The sequence below is a fragment of the Bacillus sp. B1(2022) genome (genome assembly GCF_040259625.1).
GTDB classification, from domain to species: Bacteria; Bacillota; Bacilli; order Bacillales; family Bacillaceae; genus Bacillus; species Bacillus velezensis.
This window is the reverse complement of sequence record NZ_JANIFO010000019.1, coordinates 1-15241: the sequence shown is the minus strand read 5'-3', so window position 1 is coordinate 15241 and position 15241 is coordinate 1. Positions and strand designations below refer to the sequence as shown.

At 48.3% G+C, this 15241-nt stretch carries 15 protein-coding genes; 14 read left to right on the top strand and 1 reads right to left on the bottom strand.

Annotation, left to right across the window (positions count from 1 at the left end; translation table 11 throughout):
* Window positions 1–20 precede the first annotated feature (20 nt).
* The 5 genes from pxpB to NQS30_RS21005 all read left to right on the top strand — a co-directional run bounded on the left by pxpB (window position 21) and on the right by NQS30_RS21005 (window position 3646).
* Window positions 21–752: a 5-oxoprolinase subunit PxpB gene (pxpB, locus tag NQS30_RS21025; protein WP_052827054.1), complete on the top strand. Its 732-nt coding sequence runs from the start codon at window positions 21–23 to the stop codon at window positions 750–752.
* A 2-nt stretch (window positions 753–754) separates the two neighbouring features.
* Entirely contained in the window at window positions 755–1762 is a 1008-nt protein-coding gene (locus NQS30_RS21020; protein WP_125123584.1) for a 5-oxoprolinase subunit C family protein, read from the top strand.
* A gap of 17 nt (window positions 1763–1779) precedes the next feature.
* Entirely contained in the window at window positions 1780–2529 is a 750-nt protein-coding gene (locus tag NQS30_RS21015) for an IclR family transcriptional regulator (protein ID WP_007410299.1), read from the top strand.
* 64 nt (window positions 2530–2593) lie between these two features.
* On the top strand, window positions 2594–3235 hold the full coding sequence (lipC, locus tag NQS30_RS21010) for a spore germination lipase LipC (protein ID WP_007609458.1): 642 nt from the start codon (window positions 2594–2596) through the stop codon (window positions 3233–3235).
* 195 nt (window positions 3236–3430) lie between these two features.
* Entirely contained in the window at window positions 3431–3646 is a 216-nt protein-coding gene (locus NQS30_RS21005) for a YczI family protein (protein WP_369719110.1), read from the top strand.
* Here the strand turns inward: NQS30_RS21005 and NQS30_RS21000 are convergent.
* Window positions 3617–3937 (bottom strand): antibiotic biosynthesis monooxygenase family protein, encoded by a 321-nt coding sequence (locus tag NQS30_RS21000; RefSeq protein ID WP_003156282.1) that lies wholly within the window; start codon window positions 3935–3937, stop codon window positions 3617–3619. The two genes, NQS30_RS21005 and NQS30_RS21000, sit on opposite strands and share 30 nt — an antisense overlap.
* A 156-nt stretch (window positions 3938–4093) precedes the next feature.
* On the opposite strand from NQS30_RS21000, the gene NQS30_RS20995 reads away from it, so the two are divergent.
* From NQS30_RS20995 to NQS30_RS20955, 9 genes are all read left to right on the top strand, one after another.
* Window positions 4094–6097, top strand: a complete 2004-nt coding sequence (locus NQS30_RS20995) for a penicillin-binding transpeptidase domain-containing protein (RefSeq protein ID WP_218791491.1) — start codon at window positions 4094–4096, stop codon at window positions 6095–6097.
* Window positions 6098–6210: 113 nt separating this feature from the next.
* Entirely contained in the window at window positions 6211–7113 is a 903-nt protein-coding gene (locus NQS30_RS20990; protein WP_007410303.1) for an aldo/keto reductase, read from the top strand.
* A 299-nt stretch (window positions 7114–7412) separates the two neighbouring features.
* Window positions 7413–9497, top strand: a complete 2085-nt coding sequence (locus NQS30_RS20985; RefSeq protein WP_218791492.1) for a BglG family transcription antiterminator — start codon at window positions 7413–7415, stop codon at window positions 9495–9497.
* A 222-nt stretch (window positions 9498–9719) separates the two neighbouring features.
* The gene (locus NQS30_RS20980; protein ID WP_015416838.1) at window positions 9720–11234 is read left to right on the top strand and encodes a class I adenylate-forming enzyme family protein; all 1515 of its coding nucleotides are present in this window, start codon (window positions 9720–9722) and stop codon (window positions 11232–11234) included.
* Between the two features lie 158 nt (window positions 11235–11392).
* Window positions 11393–12253 (top strand): SDR family oxidoreductase, encoded by an 861-nt coding sequence (locus NQS30_RS20975; RefSeq protein ID WP_007410307.1) that lies wholly within the window; start codon window positions 11393–11395, stop codon window positions 12251–12253.
* A 12-nt stretch (window positions 12254–12265) separates the two neighbouring features.
* Entirely contained in the window at window positions 12266–12769 is a 504-nt protein-coding gene (locus NQS30_RS20970) for a D-lyxose/D-mannose family sugar isomerase (RefSeq protein WP_218791493.1), read from the top strand.
* A gap of 87 nt (window positions 12770–12856) precedes the next feature.
* Window positions 12857–13480 carry a GNAT family N-acetyltransferase gene (locus tag NQS30_RS20965; RefSeq protein WP_039062632.1) on the top strand — a complete coding sequence of 208 codons (624 nt, stop codon included), beginning with the start codon at window positions 12857–12859 and terminating at the stop codon, window positions 13478–13480.
* A gap of 6 nt (window positions 13481–13486) precedes the next feature.
* Window positions 13487–13909, top strand: coding sequence for a pyridoxamine 5'-phosphate oxidase family protein (locus NQS30_RS20960; RefSeq protein WP_003156270.1), 423 nt, complete (start codon window positions 13487–13489; stop codon window positions 13907–13909).
* A 497-nt stretch (window positions 13910–14406) separates the two neighbouring features.
* Window positions 14407–15216 carry a lipid II flippase Amj gene (locus tag NQS30_RS20955; protein WP_014304362.1) on the top strand — a complete coding sequence of 270 codons (810 nt, stop codon included), beginning with the start codon at window positions 14407–14409 and terminating at the stop codon, window positions 15214–15216.
* Window positions 15217–15241 lie beyond the last annotated feature (25 nt).

The window sequence follows — 15241 nt, the reverse complement described above, 5'->3', positions numbered from 1 at the left end:
AATACAACGAGGTGATGACAATGATGCAGTATAGCGGAAATACAGCGCTTGATATACAGCCGTACGGTGATTCCGCCGTTATCATCCGCTTTGGCGGGGACATCAGCGAAGAGGTCAACAGCCGGGTGCATGCGGCGGCAGCCTGTATGGAAGAACGGCCGTTTCCGGGCTTCGTTGAATGTATTCCGGCATTCACAAGCTTAACGATCTTTTATGATGTGTATGCCGTCTCAAACATAAAAAAAGGCGTCTCTCCTTTTGCCCTGGTCAAGAAAGAAGTGACAGAACGTCTCAGCCATATAATGACCGGCCGCAAAGAAGAGCGCCGGGTGATGGAAATCCCCGTTTGCTACGGCGGTGATTTCGGTCCCGATTTAGAAGAGGTAGCTGAGATGAACGATCTGACCCCGGAAGACGTCATCCGCATTCATACTGAAGGCGAATATCTCGTTTATATGCTCGGATTTGCGCCGGGATTTCCGTTTTTAGGAGGAATGTCTGAGCGGATCAGAGCGCCGAGAAAGGCGTCGCCAAGGCCGTCCATCCCGGCCGGTTCAGTAGGAATCGCGGGAATGCAGACCGGTGTGTATCCGATATCCACTCCCGGCGGCTGGCAGCTGATCGGCAGCACCCCGCTCCGTCTTTTCAGGCCGGAAGAACATCCGCCGAGTCTTTTGAGAGCGGGCGATACGGTGAAATTCGTCCGGATCACGGCAGAGGAGTACAGCCGCATCAAGGAGGGAGCCGAATGAGTATGAAAGTGGTAAAGCCCGGTCTCTTGACGACGGTTCAGGACACGGGGCGGACGGGATATCAGAAATACGGTGTGCTGGGAAGCGGCGCAATGGATACGATCTCACTGCGCATCGCCAATCTTCTTGCCGGAAATCAAGAAAAAGAGGCGGGACTGGAAATTACGCTCATGGGGCCCGGGCCTTCCTTTGAATTTTCAGAACCTGCGGTTATTGCCGTCACGGGAGCTGATTTCGCCCTTCATATTAATGGGGAGCCCGCCCCTCTATGGAAACCGGTTTTGATAAAGGAAAACAGCGTCGTCTCATTCGGGCCGTGCAAGATGGGGAGCCGCGCTTATCTCGCCGTCGCGGGGGGATTTGACGTGCCCGCCGTCATGGAAAGCAAAAGCACGTATGTCAGAGCGGGGATCGGCGGTTTTTGCGGAAGAGCGCTGCAAAAAGATGATGAGCTGCCGCTCGGCCGTATGACGCCATGTTCGGAATCAATCGCGTACCGTCTGAGCGATTCTTTCGGACAGCATGGTTTCTCAGCGCCTGATTGGTCTGTCAGCAGCAGAGGATTTCTGCCGCTGAAAAAAAATCCGGTCATACGAGTGCTTGAAGGCGCTCAATTTCACGCTTTTACAGAAGAAGCAAAATTACGTTTTTACCAAGAGTCATATACGGTCACGCCTCAATCCGACCGAATGGGCTACCGGCTGAAGGGCGCTCCGCTTGAATTGCCGGAGCCGCTGGAGATGGTATCTGAGGCCGTGACGTTCGGAACAGTGCAGGTGCCGCCGGACGGCAATCCGATTATTCTGCTGGCTGACAGACAGACGACGGGGGGCTATCCGCGGATGGCGCATATCATATCCGCTGATCTTCCTCTCGTCGCCCAAACGATGCCGGGGGAACATATCACGTTCCGGGCCGTTTCTCTGGAGGAAGCGGAAATGCTGCTTTTAGAGAAGGAACAGCAGCTGAAGGAGCTGAAAGCAAGGCTCAAAATGGAATGGCTGATCTGACAAAGGGGCTAAAGATCATGGAAAACAAAAACAAAACCGTCATCAAATCAATGGAACTGCTTCATTTATTTCTGACTGAACCGAGCCTGAGCTTAAATGAGCTGGTTTCTCTATCGGAAATGCCGAAGACCTCGGTTCACCGGATGGCAAGCTCGCTGGAGGAAACGGGATTTCTCACCCGGGCAGCGGACGGCCGTTATCAGCTTGGTCTGATCTTTTTACAATTCGGCCAGCTCGTCTCTGAACGTCTGGACATCAGGAAAATAGCCAAACCGATTATGGAAGAGCTGTGCGGCGAAGTGGATGAGGCCGTTCAGCTGATCATGAGGGACGGAGATGAAGCCATTTACGTCGAAAAAATTGAAGGCACTCAAACCGTCCGCCTGTATACGGCAATCGGCCGCCGGTCGCCGCTGTACGCGGGAGCGTGCGCCAGAAGCATTCTATCGTTTCTGCCAAAAGAGGAGATTGACACATACATTCAGAAGACAAAGCTTGCCGCAATCGCCTCAGGCACGATGACGGATCGGGCTGAACTGCTTCAATCCATTGAAAGATCCTTACAATCAGGTTATACGATCAGCTATTCGGAATTGGAAGATTACACGGCGGCGATCGGGGCGCCGATTTTCAATCACGAAGGTAAGGTGGCTGCCGGAATCAGCATCGCCGGCTTCGAAGCCCGTTTTTCAGAGGACAGGCTGCCGTATTTAACCGAAAAGGTCAAAACCGCCGCACAGCATATTTCTGAGAAATTGGGTTATTGACCGAGCCAATTTTTCTTCACGCGCGTACATTACAATATCGATAGTAACGAGTGGAGGAAAGTAAATGGGACTTGTTTATACGGCGCTGGGGGATTCTTTGACGACGGGGAGGGGATCCGGGCCGTTTTCCGCCGGTTTTGTACAGCGGTTCGGGCGTATGATGGCAGAAGATTTACAGACAAGAACCGACGTATCCATCTTTGCCAAATCAGGCCTTGAGACGGGAGAAATTCTCGGGCTTATGTCCTTGCCGTACATTCAGAGGCGGATTCAGGCTGCTGATATGATTACGATTACAGGCTGCGGCAACGATTTGATCGATTCGGTTCAGGCATATCAGCAAACATCGGACGCTTCGGTGTTCACCAGCGTGTCCAGTCACTGCCATGAGAACTTTGAAAAGATGATTGCCAAGATCGCTGCCTTAAAAGGGCCGCACCCGTCTCCTTATGAGATCCGCGTCTTCAATTTATACAATCCTTTCCCGGGCATCTCCATTGCAGAAAAATGGATATCCTCTTATAATGCGCACCTCAGCACACTCGCATCGGCGCCGCACGTCAAAATTGCCGACGTCCACAGCGCTTTCAAAGGAAAAATGAATGAATATCTCTCTCATGACCGCGTACACCCCAACAGCAAGGGGTATGAAGTCATGGCATGCGTCCTGCGGGGGCTCGGATACGGAAGCCTTGCCCGCTCATAACCGCGCGCTCCTTTTCATCGGGAGCGCGCTTTTCGTGCTCCTTAAAACAAACTTAAAATTGTCCGACTTTCGTTCTATCCGCGCAAAAAATACGCTAGAATAATGGGGGATAAAGACAGAAATAGAATTGTGTTCAAAAAATGATAACAGAAAGGATGGATTGCTTTGCTGCGCGCCTTAAAACTGTCACTCGCGATGCTGATTATTATACTTGCGGCCGCCGCATTTACGTATGCGGAACATACCTCTGTCATACAGCCGGTTATGCTCGTGTTTCTCGGTGCGGTCATGTTCATTCAGGGGCTGGAGGAAAAACGGAAAGAAAACGACGGCTCCGGGAAATTCAATATCTATACCGCCGTTTTTGTATGGTCAATCTCCTTAATCGGTTTTACGCTTCACGCGATCTGAGTCTGATAGATCCTGAAAATGCTCCACAACGGGAAATGGTGAATAAAAACGGTGCAGTAAGGCTTTCCATTCCTGATATTCCGGCGATCCGCGAAAGCCTTTTGTATGATCTTCTAATGTCTCCCATTCCACAAGCAGCAAATATTTATGCGTCTTTTCCATACATTTGGACAAGGAATGGGACAGATAACCTTTCATGCCCGCGATAATCGGCTCCGCCCGGCGGAATGCCTCTTCGAATTCCCCCTCAAGACCTTCTTTTACATACAGCATGGCTGCTTCTCTGATCATCTGAAATTCCCCCTTTTTTTAATAGATACATTGTATAAGAATATGGCCCGTGACGGCAGGAAAAACAAAAAAATTTTAAACAATATGAGAAAAAAATCCTTGCCAGCCTGATTTGGTTTAGGAGAAAATAACAGTTGGAAGGCAGGGGAATAGACAGTGAAAAAAGGGTTATACCTATTACTTTTACTCGCAGGAATCATAGGTTTGATCGGCTGCTCGAAAACGGAATCGGCCGAAGACAGAATGAAAGATTTCGTAAAAGACTGGAACGGCGGTCATTACGATAAGATGTACCAAAGCCTCACCCAGGATGAAAAGAAAAAACGATCCAAAAAGGATTTTATAAAGCGATATGAAACCGTTTATGAACAAGCAGGGGTCAAAAATCTGAAAGTCACTGCCGAAAAACTGGACGAAGACGACAAGAAAAAAGATGACCTCCAGCACATCGATTATAAAGTCAGCATGGATACAAAAGCAGGGAAGGTCGCTTTTGAAAACACGGCCGTCCTGAAAAAAGAAAAAACAGACGATGGAGAATCATGGAACATCGACTGGAATCCTTCTTTTATTTTCAAACAGCTTTCCGATGACAAAACCGTGCAGATCGCAAATGAAGAACCGAAGCGCGGACAAATTTACGACAAAGACGGAAAAGGTCTCGCCGTGAATACCGAGGTGCCGGAAATCGGCATTATCCCTGGAAAACTCGGCAAGGATAAAGACAGCGTGATCAAAAAACTGTCTGAAAAACTGGACCTTTCTGAAGACGATATCAAAAGCAAACTGAACCAGGGCTGGGTAAAAGACGACTCCTATGTCCCGCTTCAAAAAATCAGACCGGATGATGAAAGCAAGGTCAAAAGCCTGCTCGCATTAGACGGCGTGACGAAAACGAAAGTCAGCTCCCGCTACTATCCGTACGGCGAAAAAGCGGCCCATCTGACCGGTTATATTAAAACCATCACAGCGGAGCAACTGAAAAAAGCGAAAGACGGCCAATACAGCGATACTTCCAAAATCGGCATCGCCGGCCTTGAGAATGTATATGAAGACAAGCTGCGCGGCACGACCGGCTGGAAAATTTACGTCCCGCAAACAGGTGAGGTCATTGCAGAAAAGAAAGCCGAAAGCGGGCAGGATATTCATGTAACGATTGACATGAAAACGCAGACGAAGCTGTATGACTCTATGAAAGATGACAGCGGAGCGGCAGTCGCCCTCGAACCGCAAACGGGAGAGACACTCGCGCTCGTCAGCGCACCGTCTTATGACCCGAACGGCTTCATTTTCGGCTGGAGCGGAAAAGAATGGAAAAAGCTGAATGAAGATAAAAACAATCCGTTTTCAGCGAAATTCAACAAACTTTATGCGCCGGGATCAACGATTAAACCGATTGCCGCGGCAGTCGGCCTGACAAATGGCACATTGAAAGCGTCAGAAAAGAAAAAAATCACCGGAAAAGAGTGGCAGAAAGATTCGAGCTGGGGCGGTTACCATGTCACACGCGTATCAGAGCGCCTGAATGAAGTGGATCTCGAAAACGCGCTGATCACATCGGACAACATCTACTTTGCGCAAAATGCCATAGATGCCGGAGCGGACGCGTTTACAAAAGGATTAAAAACATTTGGCTTTGATGAAGAGATTCCGTACCAATTTCCGATTGAAAAGTCTTCAATCGCTAACGGCAAGCTTGATTCCGAGATCCTTCTCGGAGATACGGGCTACGGCCAGGGGCAGATGCTGATGTCTCCGCTGCACTTAGCTGCTGACTATACCGCATTTGTAACAGACGGAAATCTCGTCAAACCGACATTGATCAAAGACGGAGAAAAAACACCGCAAATCTGGCATAAGCAAGTGGTGTCGAAAGCCAATGCCGAAGAAATCACAAAAGGGCTGAGAGGCGTCGTTGAAGATCCGCGCGGCTCTGCATATCAGCCGGCCGTAAGCGGCATTACCGTAGCCGGAAAAACCGGTACAGCCGAGCTGAAAACGTCTAAAGAAGATAAAGACGGCAAAGAAAACGGCTGGTTTGTCGGTTACGATTATAAAAAGAAAGACCTCTTGATCGCGATGATGATTCAAGACGTCAAAAAACGCGGCGGAAGCCATTACGTCGTTGAGAAAGCGAAAAAGCAGTTTCAGAATCATTAAATGACGATTTTTGCTGGCTGAAAGGAAAATCGGCCGCCGAAGCAGAATGAAACAGCATGGGCAATTCCTGAAAACAGAGATACAAGAGGCTCTAAGAAAAAGGGGGATTTCACATGCAGCGCATTCAATTGGCTGAAGACCTGGAATTTTCAAGAGTGATACACGGGCTTTGGCGTCTGAACGAATGGAATGTTTCAGACGGAGAGCTGCTGAATTTGATTGAATGGTGTATCAGCCAAGGCATCACCACCTTCGACCATGCCGATATATACGGCGGTTATACGTGTGAAAAGCTGTTCGGCGGCGCTTTGTCCCTTTCGCCTTCAATAAGGGAGCGAATCGAAATCGTCACAAAATGCGGGATTGTCATTGAATCACCGGAACGGCCCGGAAACAAGTCGCATCATTATAATACGTCGAAGTCTCACATTTTAGCGTCGGCGGAGCAGTCGCTCTTGAATCTGAATACGGATTATCTGGATGTGCTGCTCATTCACAGACCGGACCCGCTTATGGAACCGGAGGCGGTGGCTGAAGCGTTTCATGCGCTGAAAAGCTCGGGAAAGGTCAGATATTTCGGAGTATCGAACTTTAAAGCGCACCAGTACAGAATGCTCGAATCCTATTTGGATGATCCGCTCATCACAAACCAAATTGAAATCTCGGCGTACGAGCTGGAAAATATTCATGACGGCACGCTGGATTTCTGTCAGGAAAAACGCATTCCGCCGATGGCGTGGTCACCGCTTGCGGGCGGGAGCGTCTTTACCGGACAATCAGATAAGGACGTCCGTATCCGTGCCGCGCTTCGTTCCGTACAGGAAGAAATCGGTGCCGCTTCCATTGACGAAGTCATGTACGCATGGCTGTTCACCCACCCGGCAGACATCATGCCGATTGTCGGCAGCGGAAAAGAGAACCGCATTTCCGCCGCGGTGCGTGCATCCGCGTACAAACTCAGCCATGATCAGTGGTTCCGGATTTATACCGGTGTCCAAGGCTGCGATATTCCATAAACAGAACAAACGCCCGGAAGCTATCTTCCGGGCGTTTGTTTATGTGGTGTGCAATGTCTAAAAACAAGTAAGGTCACTTTGAAGTATAGCCGTGCGGATCAAGAGTAACAAGCGTCATGGCATATTATCTGACACATTTTTCTTTTTCAATACTGTCACACGGCCCAGTGCCAAATTGCCATTTGAAAATGGTTGAATAATCATTGAAAGCGTTTTATATTATAACTTACACCACTTTCCCCGGCAGCACTCCCCATATGCCATACTTCTCACAACTAGAAAATCTGGAGGCGCGTTTCATGTATATGACAGCGAGAGAACAAAAATTAATGAAACATCTATTACTGCAGAACCGGTACGAGACAGTGCATGAACTGGCGGAAGCTTTACAAGTCAGCACAAGAACCGTTCACCGCGAGTTAAAAACAATCAAACCGATGATGGAATCATTCGGTCTGGCACTTGATAAACAGCCCGGCAAAGGACTGAAAGCGGTAGGAAACCCGGAGGACAAACAAAAACTCCTGTCAGACCTGTCCTATGAACAGCATGAATACAGCGCTGAGGAGCGGAAACTTTTAATTCTATGTTCACTATTAGAGTCTCAAGAGCCGATCAAGCTCTACAGTCTGGCGAACGAACTGCAAGTGACAAACGCGACGATCAGCTATGACCTGGATGAGCTGGAGACTTGGATTGCGCCCTTCGGCTTGACGCTGATCCGAAAAAGGGGCTTCGGCATTCAGCTGACGGGGCCGGAAAATGCGAAACGGAAAATCGTCGGCAATCTCATCGTCAACCGCCTTGATATTCAAAGCTTTTTGGAAGCGGTTGAATTGAATATTAAAGGAAAACCGGACGATGCTGAAAAAATGTTCGGCGTCGTAAATAAAGCGGAACTTTTGAAAATGGACCGGCTCTTAATTCAGCTCAAGGAAAAAATCGCGATCGCCTTATCTGACAGCTCATACATGGCGCTTGCGGTTCATTTAACCTTTGCGATGGACCGGATCAGGCTCGGAGAAACCATCACGATGGAGGCTTCGGAACTAAAAGCGCTGCAGCAGACGAAGGAGTACGGCTCTGCGCTGGAAATGGCAAAAGAGCTTGAAAAAGCGTTCGGCGTTTCAATTCCGGAAGCTGAGATCGGATATATCACCATTCATTTGCGGAGCGCCAACCGCAAATACAAAACGGAATTCAAACCGGAAGACATAGAGGTTGAAACGGCCTTGCAAACGAAGCAGCTGATCGGCTTCATTTCTGAAAAAATTAAAATTGATCTGACGGAAAACGGCTCTTTATACGACGGTTTAATCGCCCATCTGGAGCCTGCGATCAACCGGGTAAAAGAAAATATCGACATGTACAACCCGATGACCGAGCAAATTAAACGCGACTACTTCCTGCTGTACATGGCCGTAGAAGAAGGAATGGAAAAATTCTTTCCGGGGCTTCTTTTCTCTGATAATGAGATCGCTTTCATCGTTCTTCACTTCGGCTCCGCTTTGGAAATCAAACGGGAAGAGGCGAAGATCAAAGCGCTGATCGTCTGTTCAAGCGGCATCGGGTCGTCCAAAATGCTCGCATCCAGGCTGAAAAAAGAGCTTTCGGAAATCCGTTCCTTTGATATGTCTTCCCTCATCGAACTGAAGGATCGAGACATCACCGCGTATGACATGATCGTATCCACCGTTCCGATCCCGTATGAAAATATTGATTACGTCATGGTCAGTCCGCTTTTAAATGAAGAAGACGCTGATCAGGTCAAGCAGTACATCAAAAGAAAAATTCCGCTGATTCTTGACAAAAAAAGAAACGGCAAAAGAGAAGAGAAGCAGCCGGAGACGCCTGATATGCTGGAAGCGGCCGGCCGTATGGCGCATTACGCGGCGGTTATCCAAAGCGTGCTGCGGAACTTTTCGATCAAATCCATTGATTCAAACACGGCGTATGAGCTGTTTTTGAACCGTATGTTTGACATGCTGGAGCAAGAAGGATCGGTTCATAATGCCCAAAAAACCGCACAGCGCCTTGCTGAGCGTGAACGACAGGGCGGACTCGGCATTCCGGGAACGGCGATGGCCCTGTACCATCTCAAAAATGAAGAAATTGTCACGCCTTTTTTCAAAATTTATGATTTGACGGCTCCATGCAGTGTCAAAGGCATGGACGGAAATTCCCTGACCGTCGACCGCGCTTTGGTGATGATGGCGCCGGCTGATATGCCCGCTGAAGGGGCGGAAATACTAAGTGCGGTCAGCTCGGCCATCATCGAGTCCGAAGACAGTATAAAAGCCTTCCAGACGGAGGATGAGGCCGATTTATACAAACGTTTAAACAAGCTGTTTTATCATTTCATTCAGGAGAAAGGACAGCGGTAAACAGGAAGCGCACACCTCATGTGGGGTGTGTTTTTTTGTGCATGTATGAGGGTAAGGGGAAGGGAAGAAACTAAAAACACGGGACTATTGTATCATTCACTGATGGAATAGTTCTAAAACAAAATAGTTTTACAAGTTATATTTTTTGGTTTAAAATGGGTTGCGTGAGAAAGAAAATCTGACAGAGTTTTTTTGTGATTTATCATTATGGGAGATGAAAATATGGAGACATTACAGCATCTGATTCTGCATGACATTTCAAATAGCGAAGAGATCGAAGCTGTAAAAAGCGGTGCGTATACCCTGACCTACGCGGAATATCGAAAACGAATCAACCAGCTTGCACAAGCGCTTCTTGATAAAGGAATAAAAAAAGGCGACAGAGTGGCGATGCTTTGCAAAAACGGCCACGCGGCATCCATTGTCATGTTTGCGGCACTCGAAATCGGCGCGGTGGTTGTGCCGGTCAGCTGGCAATTAACACCTTACGAAATGAAAGGCATTTTAGCAGCCTGTGAACCGAAAGCTGTTTTTTACGGCACTGAATTTAAAGAGATCATGGAAGAAGTGCTTCCTGCGCTGGTATCTTCTCTTAAACTGAAGGTCGAGACCGGAACAGCTGCGGAGACAACGCCTCAGTTTGACGCTTTATTGACAGGCTCCGGTGATACACCGGATGTCGAAACGGTGTCTGAAAACGATACGGCATTGCTGATGTTTACCTCAGGTACAACCGGCAATCCGAAACGCTGCATGATCACTCACGGCGGTATATACAACTACGTAAACGCGACATTGGCATACACGGGGAGAATGCAGCATGTCCGCTTCTTAGCATGCCATCCGAATTACCATACGAGCGCGATTATCTGCCAGATGGTCGGCACGATGAGCGGAACGACATTCATTATGACAGACAATCAGGACCCTGTGGAAAACCTGAAGCTCATCGAAAAAGAAAAAATTCAAACCATCATGGCGCTGCCAGTCTATTTCACATACCTGCTGAAAGCATGGGAAACGCATCAGACTGACATGTCTTCTATCGTTTATATGATGACGGGAGGCACAAAGGTGCCAAGCAGCCTGATCCAGCAGTATCTCGATATCGGCATTCCGCTCATGCACGGATACGGAAGCACGGAAGCGTGGGGCATCAGCTCTTGGAATCCGCAAATGGGAATGGATAAAGCCGCTTCCGCGGGTAAACCGATGGAAGAAGTGGACGTCCGCGTTGTAGATCCGGAAACAGGTGAATTCCTTCCGCAAGGCTCAATCGGAGAAGTCGTTGTGAAAAGTCCGTTTTTATTCAAAGGCTACGAAGGTAACGAAGAAGCGACACGAAAAGTGCTGAAAGACGGCTGGTTCCATACCGGCGATTCCGGATATGTGGATGAAGACGGATTTATCTTTATCACCGGACGTTATAAAGATGTCATCATCTACGGCGGCGACAATATTTATCCCGACCAGATTGAAGAGGTCATTCAGCAAGTGCCGGGCATTCTCGAAACGGCGGTTGTCGGTATCCCTGATCCGCTTTACGGTGAAAAGCCGAAAGCGTTCATCGTGACAAACGGCAGAGAAGGCCTGACAGAAGAAGAAGTGACCCGATTCCTTCAAGAACGTCTTGCCGCCTTTAAAATTCCGGAAATTGAGTTCGTCAGCGAACTTCCGAAAAACAACCTTGGAAAAGTGAGAAAAGACGTGCTCCGCAAACAAGCGGTCCGTTCATAATTGAAAACAAAAACCCGGCTGCCAGCCGGGTTTTTTTCTTGCGTTCCATGTGAAACATTTTTCTCCGAAAACATTCTGAACTGTCTCAATCATGTTTATCCGGAAGACTGACGAGGTAGACAAGAAATATGAGATCGAACAAGAAGGAGGAACTTAACATGGAAAACTATCCGAAGGAATTCCCGGCGGAATCACAAAACCGCCAGCCGGGCATTGAAAGCGAAATGAATCCGGCGCCTGTATATGAATACAAAGAATATAAAGGCGCTGATAAATTAAAAGGGAAAACCGCACTTATCACAGGGGGCGACAGCGGTATCGGACGCGCCGTAGCGGTTGCTTACGCGAAGGAAGGCGCAAATGTCGCGATCGTCTATTTTGATGAACACGGTGATGCGGAAGATACAAAAAAACGAGTGGAAGAAGAAGGCGTAAAATGTCTGTTAATCCCCGGCGATGTCGGTGAGGAAGACTTTTGCAATGAAGCGGTTGAAAAAACGGTTGAAGAATTCGGGCGTCTTGATATTCTCGTGAATAACGCCGCGGAACAGCATCCGAAAGAAAGCATTAAAGACATCACAAGCGAGCAGCTTCACAGAACCTTTAAAACAAACTTTTACTCACAATTTTATTTGACTAAAAAAGCGATTGATTACATGAAGCCGGGCAGCGCGATCATCAATACGACATCCATTAATCCTTACACAGGCAATCCGCAGCTGATTGACTACACGGCTACGAAAGGCGCGATTAACGGTTTTACGAGATCCATGGCGCAAGCGCTCGTCAACGACGGTATCCGTGTCAACGCCGTGGCGCCGGGGCCGATCTGGACACCGCTTATTCCGGCGACATTCTCAGAAGAAACAGTCGCTTCCTTCGGGCAGACTACGCCGATGGGCCGGGCAGGCCAGCCTGTTGAACATGTCGGCTGCTATGTGCTCTTGGCCTCAGACGAATCATCTTATATGACCGGACAGACGCTGCATGTCAACGGCGGCAAATTTGTAACCACATAAGGGGGCTGAAGCATGACGATATCGAAACATGATGTGAATGCATACTATCAAAAAGCGGGAATCGTTCTGACTGATAATGAAGTCGAAGACATTCAAATCATGGATTACGGCTTAGGCAAGCTTGAGCAAACCGGGCTTCAGCTGTTTATTTACGTGAATACCGACCGCTACTGTTCGAAAGAATTGGTGCTCTTCCCGCGCCAGACGTGTCCGGAACACCGCCATCCGCCGGTCGGGGGCGAGAAGGGAAAACAAGAGACATTCCGCTGCCGCTGGGGGAAGGTGTATCTCTACGTGGAAGGCGAAAAGACAGAGAACCCAAGCGTCCTCCCGCCGGAAGAAGACAAGGAATACTACACCGTCTGGCATGAGATTGTGCTTGAGCCGGGCGGACAATACACCATTCCGCCGGATACGAAGCATTGGTTTCAAGCGGGAGAAGAAGGGGCGGTCGTCACGGAAATGTCATCGACAAGCACGGATGATCACGACATTTTCACCGACCCGCGCATTTAAGGATGAGGCTGCACGCCTCATCTTTTTTTGTATGGAAAAAAATGAATTTACCTGTATAATGGCTAATAAAGGAAAGAAGGTGCGGTCGTGTTTTCCTGTCAAATCCGGGAACATCTGACGATCAGATTGCTTGCCAAAGAAGATACGGACGAATTGTATTCTGTTATGAAGCGAAATCAAAACCATCTCAGCGAATGGCTCAGCTGGGCGGAAGAACTGGCTGATATCGATACGTACCGCGATGTGATCATCCCCGAATGGCGCTATAAATACGCGGAAGAAAATGGGTTTGACGCCGGAATTTTTGTGAAGGGCCGGTTTTGCGGCATGATCAGCATCCATAATGTCGATACAGCCAATCAAAAAGCAGAGATCGGCTACTGGCTGGATCGAGAGCATGAAGGATTCGGCATTATCACCGCAAGCTGCCGGGCGGTCATCACCCATGCATTTCAGGATCTCGGCCTGAACCGCATTATGATCAGCGCGGCTGAAAAAAACACGAAAAGCAGGGCAGTGGCGGAACGGCTCGGATTTCAGAAAGAAGGACTGACGAGAGAAGGCATTTTCGTACAGGGCGCCTATCATGACACGGTGAACTACAGCATGCTGAAGCGGGAATGGAGCGAAGATCGGCAGAAGAGCACATTTCTTGGTTTAAATGTCTCCCCAATGTGGAAAAGTAAAAGCGGAGACGTTAAAAAGGAGTGATTCTTCATGAATCAAAATGAAATCAAAGAAAAAGTGCTTGAAGTACTGGATCATCATAAAGTCGGTTCGCTTGCGACGGTAGAGCAAGGCAAACCGCATTCACGCTACATGACATTTTTCCATGACGGCTTAACGATTTACACGCCGACGAGCAAAGACACTCATAAAGCGGAAGAAATTGAAAACAATCCGAATGTTCATATTCTGTTAGGGTATGACTGTGAAGGATTCGGAGACGCTTATGTGGAAGTGGCCGGAACCGCCAAACTGAACAACTCAGCCGATTTAAAAGAAAAGCTGTGGGATCCGAAACTGGAACGCTGGTTTGACGGAAAAGACGATCCGAACCTGGTGATTCTTGAAATTGAACCGAAGCAGATCAAGCTCATGAACGCGGGTGAAAAAACGCCGGCCGAGCTGGAACTTTAATAAATCATTTGATCATTCAGGGGCAATCTGTTATACTTAATTGCTAAGTGACAACATGCAAATAAAAAAGAAAGTAAACTTCTTTTTTCTGTTTTGATATAGAAGCTTCAGGCTTCAACGGACAGCTTGAAAAAAAGCTGAGCTTATTCTTTTCCTTCTGACATTCGCCCCTAACGAAGAGATGGAAAAAAGACTTTTTGTTTTACAATTCACACCGGCGCGGCTTCGGAGCCGCAGTGACGATTGAGAGGTAGGGCTTTCGTTGTCTTGTGTTCAAGAACTTCCATGGTGTTTACTTTCGAAGAATGATTCTGTCGGAACTGTTAATACGAATCACCCGCGGGCTAAGGCGGGCAACCATATATTATTTATTTGCGTAAGAAAAGAATAAGACAAAACCGCTCCGGACATCCGGGCGGTTTTTTTATGTAAACGGCCGAAACCTCGCCGCAGTCTGCAGAGTCTAATCAGTAGAAAAGATTTGGAGGAATCATACATTGCACGTTATTACTTCACAAGTACTGTTTATCTTCTGTTTTCTGCTGCTGATACATTCGATTGAAACGCTTGCCTATGCAACACGGCTTTCCGGCGCGAGAGTCGGTTTTATCGCGTCCGCGCTGTCATTATTTAATGTCATGGTCATCGTGTCTCGCATGTCAAACATGGTTCAGCAGCCGTTTACCGGACATCTGATTGATGCCGCCGGATCAAACGCCCTGTCTGTTGTGGGCGCCCAGTTTCGATTTTTAATATTCGGCTCCACGGTCGGAACGATGCTCGGCATCTGTCTTTTGCCGACATTCGTCGCGTTATTCTCCAGGGCGATTATACACTTGGCGGACGGAGGAGGCTCCGTCATGCAGGTATTTAAAAAAGGATTTTCACTGAATGGGCTGAAGCATGCGCGTTCTTATATCAGACTGCCGTCAGTCTCCTATTTAAAAGGGCTTCAATTCCGAATGATTCCGAAACGCTTGTTTGTCATTAATATGGTCATTACGTCTATTTACACGATCGGTGTTCTGTCCGCTCTGTACGCCGGCCTTCTGGCGCCTGAGCACAGCACGACCGCCGTGATGGCATCAGGCTTAATCAACGGAGTTGCGACTATGCTGCTGGCTGTGTTTGTTGACCCGAAAGTATCCGTACTGGCAGACGATGTGGCGAAGGGCAAGCGCAGCTACGTCTCCTTAAAATGGACATCATTGACGATGGTCACATCAAGGGTCGCGGGCACGCTTCTCGCCCAGCTCGTATTCATCCCCGGCGCTTATTATATCGCCTGGGTGACGAAATGGATGTAACGCATGAAAAAAGCTCCTCTGCAGA